This window comes from Brevibacillus sp. WF146, from assembly GCF_001673705.2.
Classification (GTDB): domain Bacteria; phylum Bacillota; class Bacilli; order Brevibacillales; family Brevibacillaceae; genus Brevibacillus; species Brevibacillus thermoruber.
Map to the genome: position 1 here is coordinate 1,326,363 of NZ_CP109943.1, position 19,561 is coordinate 1,345,923.

Sequence of the window (19,561 nt, forward strand, 5' to 3'; positions counted from 1 at the left end):
TGGAGGATTTATTGTGAAACAGCTGAAGAAAGTTTTCACAATGGCCATCCTATCCTTGCTTGTAATCACAGCATGCGCGCCGGAACATCGTGATGCTTCTTTGCACATTACCAGCAGGGAAGGAGAAACCGTGACAGCAATAACAAACGTAGATGATGCCGTAAAGGCTTCCGACCATGTCGTGATTGGCGAAGTTGTGGATGAAGCGAAATTCAGCAGCACCAACACATACCGATACACTGTCGCTGTGAAAACGGAATTGAAAGGGAATGTAAACGCGAAGTCAATTGATGTGTATGAAGCGAAAGATGCGTTGAAAAAAGGGAAAGAGTATTTGTTGTTTCTGGAATACTGGGAACATGAGCTGTATCCCCGGCCTGTCTATACGCCGATAGGAGAGGAGACGATCATTGAAATCGACAAGAATCAATTACGTGGCAATGAAAACATTGTGATGAACAGAAAGAAAGACGACATGGTGACATACATCCAAAATTCCCCAGAGGCAAGGCGTCTGACGAAAAAGAATTTTCACATTGTCGAAAAGGCAAGCAGTACGGAAGAATTGATAGATCAGTCCGATTTTGTGCTTCATGTCATGCCTGTGGAAGTCGTGCATGAAAACGAGTATGTAAAGACCGTTACGGCAGACATTTTGCAAGCGTACAAAGGACCACTCGACCAGGACAGTACCGTAATCAATTTGCCGGCTGATGTGGAAGTAGGCAAGGAATATCTGGTGTTCTTGAAGGGAGAAAAGGATTTCCGGCTGACGACAAGACAGGGAAGCGTAATCGCCAAAGACCAGGAATCACAATGGAATGATGTATTGAGCAGCATCAACAAATAGATACCGAAAAGACCACCTTGACGTGATATTATCCCCTTTAAGTAGACAGTAAAGGATAAGCCCCTTTACAGTTTACTTGGAGGGGATTTCTTTATGGGGAAAGTAAGGCAGACATTCCCACTGGAAGTGAAACTAAGAGCCATACAACTATACGAAGAGGATGGAATGGGATCGAAAGCTATCGCAAAAGAACTTGGGCTCACTTGCCACAAAATTGTCCTGAGATGGGTGAAGCATTACCAAAACGAGGGTTTTTCCGGACTTGAGGAAAAACGCGGTAAAAGCATAGGCCCGTATACAGGAAGACCAAGGAAACGTCCCTTAAGCTTAGAAGAGGAAAATATGAGGTTACGAGCGGAGAATGAATATCTAAAAAAGTGGCTTGGACTCGAAAGGCGGTGAAGAATCAAAGAGGACAAACCAAAGCCTACGCCATCATAAAGGAACTGTCTGAAAGATATCCGATTCTTTTGCTGTGTTCCCTCGCAGGTGTTTCGCGAAGTGGTTATTACAAGTGGGTAGCCCGGCAACAGGATCTGTCTCGCAAGATGGTGGAGAATGAGGATTTGAAGGCAAAGATTTTGGAGTGTCATCAAGAGGTAAACAAAATATACGGTTATCTTCGAGTAAAGGTGTGGCTTCGCCAAAAGTATGGGATTCATGTGAATCATAAGCGGGTGTATCGACTCATGAGGGAACTAGGCATCCAGGCTTGCATTCGGAAGAAGCGAAAACATTTCGGCCGCAAAGAGAAGGTCGTGATTTCCGAAAACAAACTGAACCGTGAATTTACTGCTTCACGTCCGAACGAAAAATGGGTAACGGATATTACTTACGTAATCTTCAATGGACGCCGACTGTATCTATCCGTGATTTACGATTTATTCAACAACGAAGTTGTTGCCTACAAAATGAGTAAGAGGAACGATCTGAAACTAGTGATAGACACAGTAAAGGCAGCCATAAAAAAAGGAGATGTGAGTGGGGTCCTGTTGCATAGCGATCAAGGATTCCAATACACATCCCGACAATATAATCACCTACTCCAACAATATAACATCACAGTGAGTATGTCCAGAAAAGGAAATTGTCTGGACAACGCTTGTATCGAGAGTTTTTTCAGCCATCTGAAATCAGAGTGTCTGTATTTGCACAACTTCCAAACGGATGAAGAAGTACAAAACGCCATTCGTAGCTACATTCGTTTTTACAATCACAAACGTTTTCAGTCCCGTTTAAACAACCTGAGCCCGGTACAATACCGAGCTCAGGCAGTTTAAAACTATAGGGCTTGTTAAAGTCTGTCTACTTGACAGGGGTAAGACCAACGTCAGGTGGTCTTTTTTTGCTGCACGGATGAGGACGGTTCTGACCAGCTTGCTACGACGCTGCGCGGGCGGCCCCGGCGGACAGCTTGAGCTGTCTGCGCTGATACAGGTTGTTGGCGACCAGCGCCGCGATGATCAGGAGCGTTCCGCCGGCGTCAAACAGGGTAAGGCGATACCCCTGCATGACGGAGATGACAAAGGTCGTGACGGGCACGAAGTTGATAAACAGGATGCCGTTGATCGGCGTCAACTGCTTCACGCCCGCATTCCAACTGACCAGCGCCAGCACGCCGGCGACCAGGATCATGAAGCCGAGCTCGGGGCCGGCCGACCAGATCGACGGCAGCGAAGGGACGGACAAAAGGCCGAAAGCGGCCAGCACCAGGACGACCGCAAGCGAGGTGGCGGTGCCGAGCACGCAGCTCAGCGTGGAGTAGCGCAGCACGGACCATTCGGCAAAGACGTCGCCGCCGATCGTGTAGATGACCCAGCCCAGGACGCCGACGAAGATCACGAGAACCGGAAACAGCCGGTCGGCTCCCAGGAGAAACGCGTGGAAATCCCCCTTGGTGATCACCAGGAAGCAGCCGACGAGGGCCACCGCGATGCAGCCGACGGTAAACGGCGCCGGCCGCTTCCGACTCCAGATCCACAGCACCAGCACCGAAATCATCGGCATCAGCGCTTCCATCACCGAGGCGAGAATCACGCCCGACGTGCCCAAGCGGTTTTGGCCCCAAAAGACCAACAGGTTATAGACCGTAAACGCCATCGTGCCGAAGAACCAGAGCGGTGCGCCGCGGCCGTCGAAACGGAGCGCCCGCCCGCCTTCCTTCAGCCACAAGAGGACCAGCAGGATGACGGAGACGGCGGAGTAGCGGATGACGGAAAAGAAAAACGGATCGAGATGCGCAAACGCGCTTTCGGCCACGGGGAACATCGCCCCCCACGCCACGCTGGCGATCAGGCACAAAAAAGCCCCTTTCAGGATGTGGTTGGTGTTCATGTCGCTGCACCTGCCTGCCTTTCCCTTACCTTGACCAAATTTCACGATCACCATCATATTCCGGAAATTTCATCATGTAAAATGATTGAAAATGATCGTGTGCATCACTATGATTGATACCGGAACGGAAGGGAGAGGAACGAAGTGGAACTGAGCGACCTGCGCATTTTTCAAACCGTCGCCGAGTACGGAAGCGTCAGCCGGGCGGCCCGGGAGCTCAATTACGTGCAGTCCAACGTGACGGCGCGCATTCAACATCTGGAGCGGAAGCTGGGAACGTCCTTGTTTTACCGGCACGCGAGAGGGGTGACGCTGAATCCCGACGGCAGAAAGCTGCTGGCCTACGCGCAGAAGATATTGGCGATGATGGACGAGATGGAAAAGGCGTTTCAGGACGAGGAGAATCCGTCCGGCCCGCTGTTGATCGGCTCCGTCGAGACGGTCTCCTGCCTGCCTGCGATCCTGTCCGTCTACTGCAGGCGTTATCCGCGCGTCGATCTGTCTCTGGTGACCGGGGTGACGGAACACCTGGTGAACGAAGTGCTGGCCTATGAGCTGGACGGGGCGTTTGTCAGCGGACCGATCGAGCATCCGGAGATTGTCCAGGAGCTCTTGACGGAAGAAGAGCTTGTCCTGATCGCGAGCGGCGACGGCGCCCCCCATTCGCTGGACGAATGCAAAACCAGGCCGCTGCTCGTGTTTCGCTCCGGCTGCGGCTATCGGGCACGATTGGTGCAGTGGCTCGCGGCGGAAGGGATCACACCGGCCAGGATCATGGAGTTTGGCACGCTGGAGACGATTTTGGCCGTGGTCGCCTCCGGATTGGGGGTCTCGCTCGTGCCCAGGGCAGCCGTCGCTCACCTGGAAGCGGCGGGGCGCATCCGCTGCCATTCCATTCCGCGCGAATTCGGCCGCGTCTCCACGGTGTTCATTCGCCGGCGCGACGCGATCTCGTCCAGCTCGATGCGGAAGCTGCTTGAGACCATTCGCGGGTTTCGCGACGAAGGGGGCACGGGTACGTCCCAGCCGGAAGCAGCGGCTCGCAGCTGACTGGACGAAACGAGGAGGAAGTGAGGGAGCCGGAAAGAAAATAGTAGGAAAACGGCCGTTGGGGGGAATGAAGGGATGAAAGCGATCGTGGTCACGCAGTTTGGCGGACCGGAAACGATGATCTACACGGACGTGGAAATGCCGGAGATCCATTCCCGACAAGTATTAATTCGTGTCGAAAAAACCAGTGTGAATTTTGCTGATATTAAATCGAGGTACGGGAAAAAGGGGACAGGCACGCTCCCGTTCATTCCCGGCCTGGATGCGGTCGGAATTGTCGAGCGGGTGGGGGCCGACGTGAAGCACGTCAAGGTGGGCCAGCGCGTGATTGCGTTTCCGCAGCACGGCTCGTACGCGGAGTATGCGGTCGCGGACGAACCGCTCACCTTTGCGCTCCCCGACGAGGTGGATGTGGATACGGCGGCGGCCTGTCCGGTCGTTTCCTTTACGTCCTACAAACTGCTCGCCGATGTGGCCAGACTGGAACCGGGCGAAACGGTCCTGATCCATGCCGCGGCAGGCGGCATCGGCACGACGGCGATCCAGTTGGCCAAGATTCTGGGTGCCGGCCTCGTCATCGGGACGGTCGGCAGCGAGGCAAAAGCGGCGGCCGCTCTGGAAGCCGGTGCGGATCACGTCATCTGCTACGAGCGGGAAGACTTTGCGGAAAAGGTAATCCAGCTCACAAACGGGGAAGGGGCCAATGTCATCCTGGATTCGATTTCCGGATGGGTCTCGGAAAAAAGCATGACCTGCCTCGCTCCGTACGGCAGGCTGGTTCACTTCGGCAATGCAGGCGGGGCCGTCGGGACGTTTGCGACAAAAGACTTGCATGCAAGCTGCCGCTCCGTGCTCGGATTCAGCTTCGGCACGACCCGGAAAATGCGTCCCCATCTTTTGCGCGACACGGCGGAGCAGGTGTTTCGCCTTCTGGCCGACGGGCGTCTGCGCATCAAGATCGGGAGGCGGTTTCCGCTGGAAGAAGCGGCCAAAGCCCACGAGTGGGTGGAGAGCAGACAAAGCACGGGGAAAGTATTGCTGGAAGTCAGGGGATAGCGCATGACAGCCTGCCCCAGGCCGGCAGACTCCGGTGACCGCTTCGCGTGATGAGCGGGTTGAATTCGCGCCTCATGTCCGTTTTGAATTGCCCCAATCGCCGGACGATTCTGTGCGATGATAGGCAATAGCAGTGACAAACACCGGCAAGGAAGGGTGTAATCGGATGGAAAAGGAGACGATCTTTCGGGACGTGGTGACAGCCGAGGCGGAACTGCGCGAACTGTTGGGCGAGCCGAAGGAACTGGTAAAGCGGAAGGCCATTGACCGCCTGGACCGGCACTGTCGTGCGTTCATTGCCAAATCGCCGTTTCTGGTTCTGGCCACGGCGGACGCCGCCGGCAACTGCGACGCGTCGCCGCGCGGGGATGGGCCGGGCTTTGTGCACGTGCTGGATGACCTTCACTTGGTCATTCCCGAACGACCCGGCAACCGGCGGATGGACTCGATGCGCAACATCCTGACCAATCCCCGGGTAGGGGTGATCTTTCTCATCCCCGGTCTGGAAGAAACGCTGCGCGTCAACGGCCGGGCCTGCGTCATCCGGGACGCCGACATCCTGAGCCGAATGGCGGTAAACGGCAAGGTGCCGGTCGTCGGCATCGGGGTGCGGGTGGAGGAGTGCTTCGTCCACTGTGCCAAGGCGTTCAAGCGCTCCCGCCTGTGGCAGCCGGAAGCGTGGCTGGACAGGGAGAATCTGCCGGCCATGGCCCAGGTGCTGGCGGACCACGCCAACATGAACGCGCCCGGCTTTACCGCCAGGCAGGTGGAGGAAGCGCTGCAGGAGAGCTATACAAAGCGGTTGTACTGATGAAAGAGACGGCATCCGGTGCGTGCGCCTATCTCCGGATGAAGCAGGTTCCAAACAGTTTCCGCCTTTTTTTGGAAGTATGGTTGTGTTACACTATATACGCTTATACATATTGGAAAAGACGGGAGGAGATCCAAATGGCAACGCATATCGGAGACAGCACTGTATTGAACAACGGAGTCAGCATGCCGTGGCTGGGTCTGGGCGTCTACAAGGCAAACGAGGGGGAAGAAGTGCAGCGCGCGGTTCGCACCGCCATCGAAGTGGGCTACCGCAGCATTGACACGGCGGCCATCTACGAAAACGAGACCGGCGTCGGCACAGCGATCAAGGACAGCGGCATCGCCCGCGATCAACTGTTTATCACGACCAAGGTGTGGAACGCTGATCAGGGCTACGAGACGACGCTGAAGGCGTTTAACGAGAGCATGAAAAAGCTCCGCCTGGAATACCTCGATCTCTATCTGGTGCACTGGCCGGTCAAGGAAAAGTATCTGGAGACGTGGAAGGCGCTGGAGAAGCTGTACCGCGAAGGGTACGTGCGGGCGATCGGCGTAAGCAACTTCCAGGTGCACCATCTGGAGGAGCTGCGCAAGGTAAGCGAGATTGTGCCGGCCGTAAACCAGGTGGAATGCCATCCGCTTCTGACCCAGCGGGAACTGCGCGCATACTGCAAGGAAAACGGCATCCAGCTGGAAGCGTGGAGCCCGTTGATGAAAGGCAATCTGGACCTGCCGCTGCTGATAGAACTGAGCGAAAAGTACGGCAAGACGCCCGCACAGGTCGTCCTGCGCTGGCATTTGCAAAACGGCGTGGTCGTCATCCCGAAATCGGTCACGCCGGAGCGCATCCGCCAAAACGCGGACGTGTTCGACTTCACGCTGAGCGGCGAGGACATGGAGCGCATCAGCGCGCTGAATCAAAACAAGCGGTTCGGTCCCGACCCGGACAATTTCGATTTCTAAGAAGCGCCATCGCGGCCCCGTCCCGGTGGGCACACGCAGGCAGCCGCCTTGAAAGCGGCTGCCTTTTTGCTGCTGGACGCGGCACGGCAAGTCCGCCTGCAGGGACGATACGGTTGTACTACATCGTTTGGGCCGCCCGGGAACGGCGCTTTTCCGCTTTACGTGCGTCCGCCTTTTTTCTATACTGAAGAGTAGAACCATATTTCATCTAGTGAAACGATCGGTGACATTCCAAAACGAAAGCGGGTGAGAACACATGGAAGAGCCAAAAACAAACGTGCGGGCGGTGGAGCGGGCGCTGGACATCCTGCTCTGTTTCACGGACTCGACCGATCTGGGCCTAAGCGAGATCGCGAGCCGCCTCTCTCTGCATAAAAGCACGGTGCACCGGCTGCTGGCGACCCTGGAAAACAAAGGCTTCCTGATCCGCGACGCACAGACGGAGAAATACCGGCTCGGCTTTCGGATCTGGGAGCTTTCCGCCAATTTGACCCATTCCGATGACCCTGCCACCGTCCTGCTGCCGGAGATGGAGCGTTTGCGCGATCTGGTGGGCGAGACTGTCAGCCTGTACGTGCGCGACGGCAACGAGCGGATCCGCATCCAGGCGGTGCAGAGCAACCAGCCGATCCGCCGGGTGGCGCCTATCGGGGCTCGCATGCCGCTTTTCGTGGGCGCGTCCAGCAAGGTGCTGGTGGCGTACGCCGAGCCGGAGGTGCTGGAGGCCGTGCTGAACGATCCGGAGTGGCCGGAATCGATCGATCGGGAGGCGTACCTGGAGCAGTTGGAGCAGATTCGGGCGCAGGGTTTTGCCACCAGCGTGGAGGAACGGGAATTGGGGGCCGCCGCCGTAGCCGCCCCGATTTTTAACCGCAACGGCAAATTGGTGGCCGCCATCGCCGCGTCCGGGCCGTCCAACCGGCTGACGCCGGAAAAAATGCGCGAATTTGCCCGTCCGATCATGGAGGCCGCGTACCGGATGGGCAAAATGATGAAATAGCACACGACGAAAGCGACCATGTCCAAAACGAACGCTGCGCGCTGTCGGGAACGTCCGGCAGCTTTTTTGTTGCCGATATGGGAAAGAAACAGGCGTCTGACCGCAATCAGACGCCTGTATTTCAAAACTCCGGCAGGTTGTCCAAATTGTTTTCCTTGATTCCGTCCGGTTCGCTGCGCAGGATGTCGCGGCCGTACTTGTGAAACACGTCGACATGTGCCAGGCGGCCCGCTTTCGCTTCCTGCAGGGCGGTCACGTAATCCAGCTCCCGCCCGGACTCGGTTTGAAACGCGATCAGATTGCCGTCTTCGTTTTTGCGCACGGCGACGATCCGTTCCTGCACCGGAGCCGGCGCTGCGTCCGGCCCGTTTTCCTGCCTGGCCTGCCGCTCGCCGTCCGCTTTGTACGCCGCGTACCGCCGTTCAAAGTCCTGCCCGTTCATGACAGCATGCCCCCCTTGTTTTGCCGCTTTCGCAGACGTTTTCCCTCTCTCATAAGGATGCCTTGCCAGCCGGGCGAACATGCATGCGTTTTTTACAAGGACGGGCGCTCCCGCCACACGCAAAACAGGCAAGCGTTCGCTTGCCTGTTTCATGCGGGTGCTGTAAGGAATGTTGGTTGTTAAGCCGTTACCGGTTTGCCTTCGTCCAGCAGCTGACGCAGGACGGTTTGCAGGATGCCGCCGTTGCGGTAGTAGTCGACATCCACCATCGAGTCGAGACGGACGATGACGTCGAATTCGAACTGGCTGCCGTCCTGACGGGTTGCCTTCACTTTCAGACGTTGGCCAGGCTGTACGTTGTCGTTCAAGCCGACGATGTCAAACGTTTCCGTACCGTCGATGTTGAGCGATTTCCAGCTTTGGCCGTCGGCGAACTGCAGCGGGAGCACGCCCATGCCCACCAGGTTGGAGCGGTGGATGCGCTCGAAGCTTTCCGCGATTACCGCTTTGATGCCGAGCAGGAACGTACCTTTTGCCGCCCAGTCGCGGGAGGAACCGGTACCGTACTCCTTACCGGCCAGTACCACCAGCGGCGTGCCGTCTGCTTGGTACTTCATGGACGCATCATAGATGGACATGATTTCGCCGGTCGGCAGGTACTTGGTTACGCCGCCTTCGGTGCCCGGAGCGATTTGGTTGCGGATGCGGATGTTGGCAAACGTACCGCGCATCATCACGTCGTGGCTGCCGCGGCGAGCGCCGTAGGAGTTGAAGTCCTTGCGTTCCACGCCTTTGGACTGCAGGAACAGGCCTGCCGGGCTGGTCGGCGAGATGTTGCCCGCCGGCGAGATGTGGTCGGTGGTGACGGAATCGCCCAGAAGAGCCAGTGCGCGTGCGCCTTTGATCTCTTCGATGTGACCGACGTCGCCGGTAAGGTCTTTAAAGAACGGCGGCTCCTGGATGTAGGTGGAGTTTTCATCCCACTCGTAGAGGTCGCCTTTCGGTGCGTCGATTTCGTTCCATGCCTTGTTTTGCGTAAACACGTTCGCGTATTGGGCGCGGAACAGTTCCGGATTCATCGCCTTGTTCATCGCTTCCGCCAGCTCTTGCGGCGTCGGCCAGATGTCTTTCAGGTAAACCGGCTGGCCGTCTTTGCCAATGCCGATCGGGTCTTTCGTCAGGTCGATGTCCACGGTGCCGGCCAGGGCGTACGCGATGACCAGCGGCGGGGAAGCGAGGTAGTTCGCTTTTACCTGCGCGTGGATGCGGCCTTCGAAGTTGCGGTTACCGGACAGAACGGCTGCCACGGTCAGGTCGTTTTCAGCGATCGCCTTGCTGGTTTCTTCCGGCAGCGGACCGGAGTTACCGATGCAGGTGGTGCAGCCGTAACCGACCACGTTGAAGCCGAGCGCGTTGAGCGAATCCATCAGGCCGGCGTCGATCAGGTACTGGGTCACGACGCGGGAACCCGGAGCCAGCGAGCTCTTCACGAACGGCGGTTTTTTCAGTCCCTTTTCCACAGCTTTTTTCGCCAGGATGCCGGCGCCCAGCATTACGCTCGGGTTGGATGTATTGGTACAGGACGTGATGGCTGCGATGACGACGGAACCGGTTTTCAGGGTTGCCGTCTCGCCGTTCGGGTAGGTGACGGTTGCTTCCGCCTTGATCTTTTCTTCGGAGAGGCCGAAGCCGCCTTTTTCGATCGGCGTGCGCAGGCTGTTGTTGAAGGATTCCTTCATGTTGGTCAGTTCGACGCGGTCTTGCGGACGCTTCGGACCGGCCAGGCTGGGCACGACGGTGGACAGATCCAGTTCCAGCGTTTCGGTGAAGACCGGATCCGGCGTGTCGTCGGTGCGGAACAGGCCTTGCGCTTTGGTGTACGCTTCCACCAGGGCGATTTGCTCTTCACTGCGGCCGGTTTGACGCAGGTAGTTGAGCGTTTCGGCGTCGACAGGGAAGAAGCCCATGGTTGCGCCGTATTCAGGCGCCATGTTGGCGACGGTCGCGCGGTCTGCCAGCGAGATGTTGGACAGGCCCGGGCCGTAGAACTCGACGAATTTGCCGACCACGCCTTTTTTGCGCAGCATTTGCGTAACGGTCAGCGCCAGGTCGGTTGCGGTTGCCCCTTCTTTCAGGGTGCCGGTCAGCTTGAAGCCGACGACTTCCGGGGTGACGAAGTAGAGCGGTTGGCCGAGCATGCCGGCTTCCGCCTCAATGCCGCCGACGCCCCAGCCCAGCACGCCCAGACCGTTGATCATCGTGGTGTGGGAGTCGGTGCCGACGAGAGAGTCCGGGAAGGCCACCAGTTCGCCGTTTACTTCGCGGGTTGCCACAACAGTTGCCAGGTACTCCAGGTTTACCTGGTGCACGATACCGGTTGCCGGCGGAACGGCGCGGAAGTTGTCAAACGCGGTTTGCGCCCAGCGCAGGAAGCGGTAGCGCTCCTGGTTGCGTTCGAATTCCAGCTTCATGTTGTTTTCCAGCGCCTTGTCGTTGCCGAAATCGTCAACCATGACGGAGTGGTCGATGACCAGGTCAACCGGTACGAGCGGATTGATCCGTTTCGGATCGCCGCCGGCGCGCTTCATCGCGATGCGCATGGCAGCCAGGTCGACGACGGCCGGCACACCCGTAAAGTCTTGCAGAACGATACGGGCCGGCATGAGCGGCACTTCCTTGTTTTCGTCGCGGCCTTTTGTCCAGTTGGCCAGTTGTTGCACGTGTTCTTTGGTGATGGCGCGGCCGTCAAACTGACGCACAGCCGCTTCCAGCAGCACTTTAATGGAGAACGGCAGCTTGGAAACTTCGCCGATTCCTTGTTCTTCCAAGCCTTGCAGGCGGTAGTACGCGTACGTTTTGCCGCCCACTTGCAGGGAAGACTTCACGTTGTAAGCATCGTGTTTAGCCAAAGTTCACAACCTCCCTTATCCTCTTGGAGTTTCATCTGATGAAACGCAGTTTCGTTTCTTCGATACGCCCCTATTATACTCGATTTGCTGCTCGGCTTCTACCCCAAAATTCATGATGGCTTCACAAAATCAGTCAAAAAATCATTGTGCAGCGTTCCGCGTACTTGCGAAGAAATGTCCAGACTTACTATAACCCCAACAGGCAAATGTATGCGACATGAACTCCCTTTCCTGGAAGTCTCCACCTCCGCCAGCCTGAAAAAAAGGCCGCCGTCCGTTTGACAGCGGCAAGGGGGGCGTTGCCAGTCGCTTCCTTACTACTATATATGGCTGCGGGCAGCCGTTCGCCGCGCGCCTTCTGCCAGCCATCCACGAAAGCAGCGTCCCTGCCCGCGCGGTCACAAGGCGGCGGTGGCCGGTCGGAGCGAACGGACGGCCGGTTTTCGCCGATTTACGCACCGATGTACCGCGCATGCAGTGTGCGGGCCAGACTGATGTCGTCCGTTCCCTGCACCAGCACGCGGCCGTCGGGGAAGACGACCAGCGTGTGCGGGTCGACGTGAAAGCGGAGGAGAAACTTGTTTCGCTCGACCTGCCCCAACGGAGCCAGCCGTTCCGCCAGTTGGTCCAGGTCGAGCTGCGCGCCGGCCGCCGGCGAAATCTGCACCGTGTCGCGGCCGCACAGGGAGACGGCCTGCCCCTCCTGGGTGTCCGGCATCAGATAGGAAAACTGGCGCTGTCCGCAGGTCGGGCAGTCGGCCCGCCGGCCGTTTTGCACGCGGATCTGCTGGTGGCGGTTGTTCCAGATGTCGAAGTGCTCCAGATGGGGGTTGAGCGCTTCCTGGTCGCCCACGAGCAGTTTCAACGCTTCCGTCGCCTGGTAGGAGGCGACGATGTGAATGATCGGGCCGATTACGCCGGCCGTGTCGCAGGTCGGCATCTCCCCCGGATTGGGCGCTTCCGGAAAGAGGCAGCGCAGGCAGGGGGTAATCCCCGGCCGGATCGCCGTAAACGTGCCGGTCGCGCTGACCGCCCCACCGTACACCCAGGGAATGCCGTGCTTGACGCAGACGTCGTTGATCAGATAGCGAACCTGAAAGTTGTCCGTGGCGTCCAGGACGAGCTGGACGTCGGCGAGCAGCTTTTCCGCATTGTGAGCCGTCAGGTCGGCCACCACCGGCTCGACTGTCACTTCCGAATTGATCCGCGCCAGCTTGGCGTGGGCGGCGATCGCCTTGGGCAGGTGCTGGCGGGCGTCGTCTTCGTCGTACAGCATCTGCCGCTGCAGGTTGCTCGGCTCCACAAAGTCGCGGTCGATCAGGCGGACAAAACCGACGCCGGCCCGGACCATGTGGTTGGCCAGCACCGTTCCCAGCGCGCCCATGCCGACAATGGCCACGCGGCTTTGGAGAAGCTGTTCCTGGCCGGTCCGGCCAATGGGGGGGAACAGGATCTGCCGGGAGTATCGCGTCTTCACGTCTCTATCTCCTTTCCGCGTCGTCGGGAAGCGCCAGCGGGTTCCACGGTCCCTGCTGGTGCCCTTTCCACTCGCTGCCGTCTTCCCAGACTTCCTTTTTCCAGATGGGAACGATCTGCTTCAGCCGTTCGATCGCGTACCGTCCCGCTTCAAACGCTTCGTTCCGGTGCGGCGTGGCGACGGCGGCGACGACGGCAATCTCCTCGATTTGCAGGTCGCCGATGCGGTGATGCATGGCAAGCTCCGCCCCCGGCCAGCGCTCGGCCACCTCCGCGGCAATTTGCTTCATCTTTTCCACGGCCATCGGGGCGTACGCCTCGTAGGTGAGGGAGACGGTCCGCTGTCCGTGGGTAAATTCGCGAACAGTTCCGACAAAGGTGAGCACGGCCCCGGCCCGCGGATTGGAGACGAGCCGAACCAGCTTGTCCGCGCTGAGCGGCTCCGTCGTCACGGCAAAACGCGGCTCTTCGCCGCCGCTCACCGGGGGGAGGATCGCCACTTCGTCGCCCGGCGCCAGCGCCTTGTCCGGTACGGCGTATTCCTGGTTGACGGAGACAAAACAGCCGCCCAACAGCGGCGCCAGCGCAGGATACTGCTCCCCGACCGCTTGCAGCAGGTCGCGCACGAGAGCCCCTTCGGCCACGCTCACTCGAATCTCCCGTTCACCGGCCCTCTCGGCGAGGCCGGCAAACAACAGCACGCGTATTTGCATCGATGCACTCCTCATTTCCCGGTTTTGAACAACCTGACGCCGGGTATCTTGTATAGCGTAGCGGCGGCAGGTTGAAACGCTTTCTACCGGAAACGATAACACACCCAAGCGGAAACTGTCTAATGAACGGTGCCGCTTCGCGCAGTTTCCTCATTGATTTTGTGCCGCTCCAACGGTAAGGTTAGAGATAATGAGAGAAACGACGGGCTAAGGCATGTCCAACTGGCGGAGACGGTATGGACCGGCCGGTTTGGACGGTGATACGCCATTCCCCGCCATTGAGGGGATCGAATATGGGAGGAACGCAATATGAACGATAAATTGACCCACTTTAATGAGCAGCATCGCGCCCGCATGGTGGACGTCTCCGACAAGGAGGAGACCAGGCGGGAAGCGGTGGCGAAGAGCAGGATTACGATGAAGCCGGAGACGCTGGAGCGCATCCGGGAAGGGCGCGTGTCCAAGGGAGACGTGCTCGCGGTGGCCCAGGTGGCCGGCGTAATGGCCGCGAAAAAGACGTGGGAGCTGATCCCGATGTGCCATCCGCTGCCGCTGACCGGCATCGACATCCGCTTTGCCTTTGTCAGCCCCGACACGCTGGAGGTGGAGGCGACGGTCAAGACGACCGGCAAGACGGGCGTGGAGATGGAAGCGCTGACCGCCGTCAGCGCCGCCGCCCTCACTGTCTACGACATGTGCAAGGCGATGGACAAGGGGATGGTCATCGGCCCCACCTGCCTGATGAGCAAGACGGGCGGAAAAAGCGGAGATTTTCATCGGATTGAGGAGTAATCAGTCATGAGCGGAATGGGGAGCATGTATCCGCGCAGCATACGGGTTCTCGCCGCCGTTGCTGCCATGACTTCCACGGGCATGGCGTGCATTTGGCCGCTGGTCACCATCTACATCCACGATTACCTGGGCAAACCGCTCACTGTAGCCGGGCTGCTGCTGCTGTTGAACCAGGGAGCGAACCTCGTGGGGAGTGTGGCGGGCGGCATTCTCTTTGACCGCTGGGGACACAGGCGGACGATTGCGGTCGGTTCCGTCGGCGCGATCGCTGTCTCCGTCGCGCTTGGCCTGACGACCGACTTCACCGCCTACACCGTGCTGCTTTTGTTGAACGGATTTTTCTTTGGCATCATCTTTCCCGTACTGAACGCACTGGTCGCCCGCCTCTGGCCGGAAGGCGGGCGCAAGGGGCTTAACGTGATCTACGTCGCCCTCAACATCGGGGTGGCCGTCGGTTCGGCTTTGTGCGGCGTCCTGGCCAGCATGTCGTTCGCCTGGACGTTTTTCGGCAACGCCATCGCGCAGGTGGCGACGCTGGTTATGTTTCTCCGGTGCCTGCCGCAGCATCTCGCGGAACAACCGAACGAACGAGCCCACGCGGCGGAAGCGGCCGGGACGGAGGCGAAGCAGGCTGCGGCGGGAACGGAACGACGTCCGGTCGCCTGGGGGGCGATCGGCCTGCTTTGCAGCGGCCTGTTGGTCTGCTGGATCGTCTACGCGCAGTGGACGACGGTGCTCTCCGCCTACATGCAGTCGCTGGGCATTTCGCTTCGGCAGTACAGTCTGCTCTGGACGCTGAACGGAGCGCTCATCCTGTTCGGCCAGCCGCTGCTCTCCTGGATGATCAACCGATTCGCCCGGACGTTGAAAGCGCAGCTGCTGCTCGGCACGTACGTGTTTGCGCTGTCGATGCTCATCCTCTCCCAGACGACGGCCTACGCCGGATTCGTGGCGGCCATGTTCGTGATGACGATCGGCGAAATGCTGGTGTGGCCGGCGGTGCCCACCATCGCCGCCGATCTGGCCCCGGCCGGGCGGGAAGGGATGGTCCAGGGCATTGTCGGGGGAATCGCGTCCGCCGGCCGGATGGCGGGACCGCTTGTGGGAGCGATGGCCTTCGAGGCGCTCGCTCCGCAAGGGATGCTCTACCTGATGGCGGTCTTGGCGCTGGTGGCGGTCGGCTGTTTTGCCGCGTACAGTTCGTTTGTCAAGCGGCCTGAGACCCAGCCTGTGCTGAGCGTGCCGGAGAAATGAGCCGGGGGAGAGGCCTCTCTCCGCGGCCCCGGATTTGAGTCAAACGGAATAGGCGAAAAGACCGAAGCGGATACGTCCTTACGGCAGCGTCCCTCCCGTGCGAGGGGCGTTTTTTTTGTGGGAGACATGCGTCACCGTCCGTTCATATTGGGTTCATAAACGCGTGGTATGGTAGGGGATGCGCCGTGACAGCGGGAGGATGGTCTGTCGAAAAGATAATACGTTTTCAACACGAAAATTTCTTGAGGCGAAATATGTCCTGTGTCATAATGTTTCGTGACGCGAAATAATAGAGGTGTGGCCTATGAATCCTATGAGGCGCATGTCGATGCAGTTGATCCTGATGAACAAGGTCTACCTGGACGTCATCGCCCAGGAATTGACCAAATGCGGATTGACCGTTCCGCAGATGTTCGTCCTGGGTCCCGTGATGGAGGCGCCTAGGACCATCGGGGAACTCAGTCGGCTGATCGACCTCTCCTACAGCACCGTATCCGGCATCGTCGACCGGCTCGAACGGGACGGCTTTGTCAAGCGGGTGCGGGACGAAAAGGACAGGCGCATGGTTTGGGTGGAGCTCGCCGACACCCCGCAAGCGATCAAACAACGGATTCCCTTCATGCAGGACAGCTACTTTGACGAGCTGTTCGACGGCATGTCCGACCAAGACGTGGAAGCTGTCTGCCGATCGCTGACGATCTTGACACACTATTTGGAAAAACGGCAACAATCGTTTCCGAAAAAGGGAGGTAGCTGTACACGATGAATCTTTCCCGATTCTCCATTCAACGCCCCGTTACCATCCTGATGATGACGGTGGCTCTGCTCCTCTTCGGCTTCGTCTCCCTGCCCAAGCTGGCGATTGAGCTGTATCCGGAGCTGAATCTGCCGGTGGCGGTGGTCGTCACCACCGTAGAGGGCAGCACGCCTGCCGAAGTGGAAAAGCTGGTGACCCGTCCCATCGAGGAAGCATTGGGAACGGTGCCCAACGTAGACAAAATCATGTCCAACTCCGCCGAAGGGGCCTCCCAGGTCATCCTGCAGTTCAACTGGGGGACCGACATGGACCAGGCAACCTTGGACATGCGGGACAAGGTGGATCTCGTCCGCGGCAGATTGCCGGACAACGCCAAGGCTCCCCGCATTCTGAAACTGGACCCCAACAGTCAACCCATCATGACCTTTTCCCTGACCGGGGAAGAAGACGTCGTCAAGCTGAAGTCGATCGCGGAAGAAACGATCAAGCCGCGCCTGGAGCGGATTGAAGGCGTTGCCTCCGTCGGCATCTCCGGCGGCAAGGAGAAGATCGTCGAGGTCGTGCTCGACCCGGACCGGCTGGCCGCGTACGGGATCGGCATCGATCAGATTCAGCAGGCCTTGATGGCTACCAACGTGTCCGGTTCGTCCGGCGTCATCCGTCAGGGCGACACCAAGTTGAGCATCCGGGTTGACGGCGAGTACGCCTCGGTTGCCGACATCGGCGAGACGCCGATTCGCGTGCAGAACGGCAGCATCCCGCTGAAAAACCTGGCGACGGTCAACGAGACGTACAAGGAAGTGACGCAGAAGGCGTTTATGAACGGAATGCCCAGCGTCGGCCTGACCATTACCAAAGCCTCGGGCGGCAACACGATCGAAGTGGCGGACGAGGTAAACCGGGAACTGGAGGCACTGAAAAAGGTGCTGCCGCCCAACGTCAAGGTGACCACGATTCTCGATGCGTCCAAGTTTATCAAGGATTCCATCTATACGGTCGGCGAGCACGCGCTCGTGGGCGGGCTGTTCTCGATCATCATCCTGTTCCTGTTTTTGAACAGCTTCCGCTCCATGCTGATCGTCTCCATCGTGATTCCGATCTCCGTGATAGCGACCTTCTGTCTGATGTACTTTACCGGCCAGACGATCAACATGATCTCGCTCGCCGGTTTGACTCTGGGGCTGGGGTCGCTGGTAGACTTCGCGGTCGTCATTCTGGAAAACATCTTCCGCTACCGGGAGCAGGGCAAGGGCATGCTGGAAGCGGCCCGGCTCGGTTCCAAGGAAGTGGGCACGGCGGTGATGGCCTCCGCGCTGGCGCAAATCGCCGTATTTGCTCCGATCGTCTTCGTCGAAGGGCTGGCCTCCGAGCTGTTTGGCCCGCTGGCGCTGACCGTCGTCTACTCGCACATCGCGGCGCTCTTGGCTTCGCTGACGCTGGTGCCGATGCTCAGTTCCCGCTGGCTGAAAAAAGTGCCGCACACCGAAGGGGAGAAAGTGTCCAACTACCGGGGCTTCAATCCGGTGATGTGGTTCAACAAAGGATTTAACAAAATCGCGCGCGGCTACGGCCGCCTGCTGAAATGGGCCCTCGGCCACCGCAAGACTGTGTTTGTCGTGACGATTGCCCTGTTTGTCGGCGCCGTCGTCCTCTCCGGCAAAGTCGGCGCAGAATTTATACCAAAGATGGACCAAGGGCAAATTTCCATCTCCATCAAGATGCCGAACGGCACCATGCTGGCGGAGACGGAAAAAGTCGTCGCGGAAGTGGAAAAACGCGTAAAAGGTTTGCCGGAAATGGAGCAGCTGTACACCTCGATCGGATCCAGCGGCGGTCCCGCGCTGATCGCAACCGCCACGTCCAACCAGGCGCAGCTGCAGGTGAAGCTGGTGCCCAAGGATCGGCGCTCCGTCAGCACCGAGCAGGTGACGGAACAGCTGCGCGAAAAGCTGGCCGACATCTCGGGAGCGGAGATTGAGGTAAAAGAAATGGACCAGTCGGGCGGCCCGATGGGGGCACCGCTGGAAGTGAGCGTGCGCGGGGATAACCTCGACGTGCTGGAAGACATCAGCTCGATCATCGCCGGTGAGATCAGGCAGGTGCCGGGCACGCGCAACGTCACCACCTCGCTGGAAGAAACGCGCCAGGAAGTGCAGGTGCTGGTCGATCCGCAAAAGGCGAGCCTGTACGGGCTGACCACCAGTCAGGTGCTGTCCAACGTGCGCACGGCGTTTGACGGTATGACGGTCACCACCTACCAGACGGGAGACGACCAGATTGACGTGAAAATCATGCTGCCCAAGTCGTATCAGGACGACATCAGCTACTTGCAGCAGCTGCGCATCCCGACGGCGAGCGGCGCGCAGGTCGCCCTCTCTTCCGTCGCCGAGATCGTCAAAAAGGACGTGCCGCAGCTGATCAAACGGACCAACCAGACGCGGGAAGTGACGATCAGCAGCGAGTTTGTCGGACGCGACCTGAACTCCGTTACCCGTGACGTGACGGCCAAGCTGAACGCGCTGTCGCTGCCGGACGGCTACACGATCGAAGTCGGCGGACAGAGCAAGGAGATGGCCGAGTCGTTCGGAAGCCTGGGACTGGCGATCATTCTGTCGATCGCGCTGGTCTACATGGTGATGGCCAGCCAGTTTGAATCCCTGTTTACGCCGTTTATCATCATGTTCTCCATCCCGCCGACGTTCATCGGCGTGGTCGTGGGGCTGCTTACGACCGGCTATCCGCTGAGCGTTCCGGCGCTGATCGGGTACATCCTGCTCATCGGGATTGTCGTCAACAACGCGATCGTCCTGATCGACTACGTCAACCAACTGCGCAAACGGGGCGTGGAGCGGAACGAGGCCATCCTCCAGGCAGGTCCGATCCGGCTGCGTCCGATTCTGATGACGACGCTGGCGACGATTCTGGCGATCACGCCGCTTGCCTTTGGCGGCGGGGACGGGAACGAATCGCAGGCGCCGATGGCTGTTGTCGTCATCTTCGGTCTCAGCTTCTCCACGCTGATCACGCTTGTGCTGATTCCGGTCGTCTACTCCTGGTTTGACGATCTGGGTCAAAAATGGCGCAATCGCAAAGAGAAACGCAAGCAGAAAAAATCGGCCGGCCAGGAAATGCCGACGTTGGGATAGGAGGCT

General features: G+C 58.7%; 17 protein-coding genes. 12 read left to right on the forward strand and 5 right to left on the reverse strand.

Features of this window, described 5'->3' with window-relative positions:
- The first annotated feature begins 13 nt into the window (after window positions 1-13).
- The 3 genes from A6764_RS06415 to A6764_RS06425 all read left to right on the forward strand — a co-directional run bounded on the left by A6764_RS06415 (window position 14) and on the right by A6764_RS06425 (window position 2,130).
- Window positions 14-850: a hypothetical protein gene (locus A6764_RS06415; RefSeq protein WP_065067023.1), complete on the forward strand. Its 837-nt coding sequence runs from the start codon at window positions 14-16 to the stop codon at window positions 848-850.
- Window positions 851-943: 93 nt separating this feature from the next.
- Complete coding sequence (locus tag A6764_RS06420; protein WP_065068439.1) at window positions 944-1,252, forward strand: transposase; 309 nt, start codon at window positions 944-946, stop codon at window positions 1,250-1,252.
- The gene (locus tag A6764_RS06425; protein ID WP_264622264.1) at window positions 1,249-2,130 is read left to right on the forward strand and encodes an IS3 family transposase; all 882 of its coding nucleotides are present in this window, start codon (window positions 1,249-1,251) and stop codon (window positions 2,128-2,130) included. Before A6764_RS06420 ends, A6764_RS06425 begins: the two co-directional genes overlap by 4 nt.
- Window positions 2,131-2,230: 100 nt before the next feature.
- Here A6764_RS06425 and A6764_RS06430 read toward each other — a convergent pair whose 3' ends face one another.
- Window positions 2,231-3,184 (reverse strand): DMT family transporter, encoded by a 954-nt coding sequence (locus A6764_RS06430; protein WP_065067022.1) that lies wholly within the window; start codon window positions 3,182-3,184, stop codon window positions 2,231-2,233.
- Between the two features lie 144 nt (window positions 3,185-3,328).
- Between A6764_RS06430 and A6764_RS06435 the strand changes: the two genes are divergently transcribed.
- From A6764_RS06435 to A6764_RS06455, 5 genes are all read left to right on the forward strand, one after another.
- Window positions 3,329-4,234: a LysR family transcriptional regulator gene (locus tag A6764_RS06435; RefSeq protein ID WP_264622456.1), complete on the forward strand. Its 906-nt coding sequence runs from the start codon at window positions 3,329-3,331 to the stop codon at window positions 4,232-4,234.
- 75 nt (window positions 4,235-4,309) lie between these two features.
- Window positions 4,310-5,290 carry a quinone oxidoreductase family protein gene (locus tag A6764_RS06440; RefSeq protein ID WP_065067020.1) on the forward strand — a complete coding sequence of 327 codons (981 nt, stop codon included), beginning with the start codon at window positions 4,310-4,312 and terminating at the stop codon, window positions 5,288-5,290.
- A 166-nt stretch (window positions 5,291-5,456) separates the two neighbouring features.
- The gene (locus A6764_RS06445; RefSeq protein WP_065067019.1) at window positions 5,457-6,101 is read left to right on the forward strand and encodes a pyridoxamine 5'-phosphate oxidase family protein; all 645 of its coding nucleotides are present in this window, start codon (window positions 5,457-5,459) and stop codon (window positions 6,099-6,101) included.
- Window positions 6,102-6,238: 137 nt separating this feature from the next.
- The gene (locus A6764_RS06450; protein ID WP_029098671.1) at window positions 6,239-7,066 is read left to right on the forward strand and encodes an aldo/keto reductase; all 828 of its coding nucleotides are present in this window, start codon (window positions 6,239-6,241) and stop codon (window positions 7,064-7,066) included.
- 256 nt (window positions 7,067-7,322) lie between these two features.
- The gene (locus tag A6764_RS06455; RefSeq protein ID WP_065067018.1) at window positions 7,323-8,066 is read left to right on the forward strand and encodes an IclR family transcriptional regulator; all 744 of its coding nucleotides are present in this window, start codon (window positions 7,323-7,325) and stop codon (window positions 8,064-8,066) included.
- Between the two features lie 121 nt (window positions 8,067-8,187).
- On the opposite strand, the gene A6764_RS06460 is transcribed toward A6764_RS06455, so the two are convergent.
- From A6764_RS06460 to A6764_RS06475, 4 genes are all read right to left on the reverse strand, one after another.
- Window positions 8,188-8,508 (reverse strand): DUF3892 domain-containing protein, encoded by a 321-nt coding sequence (locus A6764_RS06460; RefSeq protein WP_029098673.1) that lies wholly within the window; start codon window positions 8,506-8,508, stop codon window positions 8,188-8,190.
- Window positions 8,509-8,687: 179 nt separating this feature from the next.
- Window positions 8,688-11,417, reverse strand: coding sequence for an aconitate hydratase AcnA (gene acnA / locus A6764_RS06465; protein WP_065067017.1), 2,730 nt, complete (start codon window positions 11,415-11,417; stop codon window positions 8,688-8,690).
- 451 nt (window positions 11,418-11,868) lie between these two features.
- Window positions 11,869-12,894 (reverse strand): ThiF family adenylyltransferase, encoded by a 1,026-nt coding sequence (locus tag A6764_RS06470; protein WP_065067016.1) that lies wholly within the window; start codon window positions 12,892-12,894, stop codon window positions 11,869-11,871.
- A 4-nt stretch (window positions 12,895-12,898) separates the two neighbouring features.
- Window positions 12,899-13,606: a molybdenum cofactor biosynthesis protein gene (locus tag A6764_RS06475; protein WP_065067015.1), complete on the reverse strand. Its 708-nt coding sequence runs from the start codon at window positions 13,604-13,606 to the stop codon at window positions 12,899-12,901.
- Between the two features lie 309 nt (window positions 13,607-13,915).
- Here A6764_RS06475 and moaC point away from each other — a divergent pair, with 309 nt between their 5' ends.
- The 4 genes from moaC to A6764_RS06500 all read left to right on the forward strand — a co-directional run bounded on the left by moaC (window position 13,916) and on the right by A6764_RS06500 (window position 19,555).
- The gene (gene moaC / locus A6764_RS06485; RefSeq protein ID WP_065067014.1) at window positions 13,916-14,398 is read left to right on the forward strand and encodes a cyclic pyranopterin monophosphate synthase MoaC; all 483 of its coding nucleotides are present in this window, start codon (window positions 13,916-13,918) and stop codon (window positions 14,396-14,398) included.
- A gap of 6 nt (window positions 14,399-14,404) precedes the next feature.
- Window positions 14,405-15,652, forward strand: coding sequence for an MDR family MFS transporter (locus A6764_RS06490; RefSeq protein ID WP_264622457.1), 1,248 nt, complete (start codon window positions 14,405-14,407; stop codon window positions 15,650-15,652).
- A gap of 304 nt (window positions 15,653-15,956) precedes the next feature.
- Window positions 15,957-16,418: a MarR family winged helix-turn-helix transcriptional regulator gene (locus A6764_RS06495; RefSeq protein WP_065067012.1), complete on the forward strand. Its 462-nt coding sequence runs from the start codon at window positions 15,957-15,959 to the stop codon at window positions 16,416-16,418.
- Entirely contained in the window at window positions 16,415-19,555 is a 3,141-nt protein-coding gene (locus A6764_RS06500) for an efflux RND transporter permease subunit (RefSeq protein ID WP_065067011.1), read from the forward strand. Before A6764_RS06495 ends, A6764_RS06500 begins: the two co-directional genes overlap by 4 nt.
- The last annotated feature ends 6 nt before the right edge of the window (window positions 19,556-19,561 follow it).

Excerpts from the sequence above, each read along its gene's own strand:
- A6764_RS06420 (WP_065068439.1), top strand. The coding sequence starts at position 944 with ATGGGGAAAGTAAGGCAGACATTCCCACTGGAAGTGAAACTAAGAGCC.
- A6764_RS06430 (WP_065067022.1), bottom strand. The coding sequence starts at position 3,184 with ATGAACACCAACCACATCCTGAAAGGGGCTTTTTTGTGCCTGATCGCC.
- A6764_RS06440 (WP_065067020.1), top strand. The coding sequence starts at position 4,310 with ATGAAAGCGATCGTGGTCACGCAGTTTGGCGGACCGGAAACGATGATC.
- A6764_RS06445 (WP_065067019.1), top strand. The coding sequence starts at position 5,457 with ATGGAAAAGGAGACGATCTTTCGGGACGTGGTGACAGCCGAGGCGGAA.
- A6764_RS06450 (WP_029098671.1), top strand. The coding sequence starts at position 6,239 with ATGGCAACGCATATCGGAGACAGCACTGTATTGAACAACGGAGTCAGC.
- A6764_RS06455 (WP_065067018.1), top strand. The coding sequence starts at position 7,323 with ATGGAAGAGCCAAAAACAAACGTGCGGGCGGTGGAGCGGGCGCTGGAC.
- A6764_RS06460 (WP_029098673.1), bottom strand. The coding sequence starts at position 8,508 with ATGAACGGGCAGGACTTTGAACGGCGGTACGCGGCGTACAAAGCGGAC.
- A6764_RS06475 (WP_065067015.1), bottom strand. The coding sequence starts at position 13,606 with ATGCAAATACGCGTGCTGTTGTTTGCCGGCCTCGCCGAGAGGGCCGGT.
- moaC (WP_065067014.1), top strand. The coding sequence starts at position 13,916 with ATGAACGATAAATTGACCCACTTTAATGAGCAGCATCGCGCCCGCATG.
- A6764_RS06490 (WP_264622457.1), top strand. The coding sequence starts at position 14,405 with ATGAGCGGAATGGGGAGCATGTATCCGCGCAGCATACGGGTTCTCGCC.
- A6764_RS06495 (WP_065067012.1), top strand. The coding sequence starts at position 15,957 with ATGAATCCTATGAGGCGCATGTCGATGCAGTTGATCCTGATGAACAAG.
- A6764_RS06500 (WP_065067011.1), top strand. The coding sequence starts at position 16,415 with ATGAATCTTTCCCGATTCTCCATTCAACGCCCCGTTACCATCCTGATG.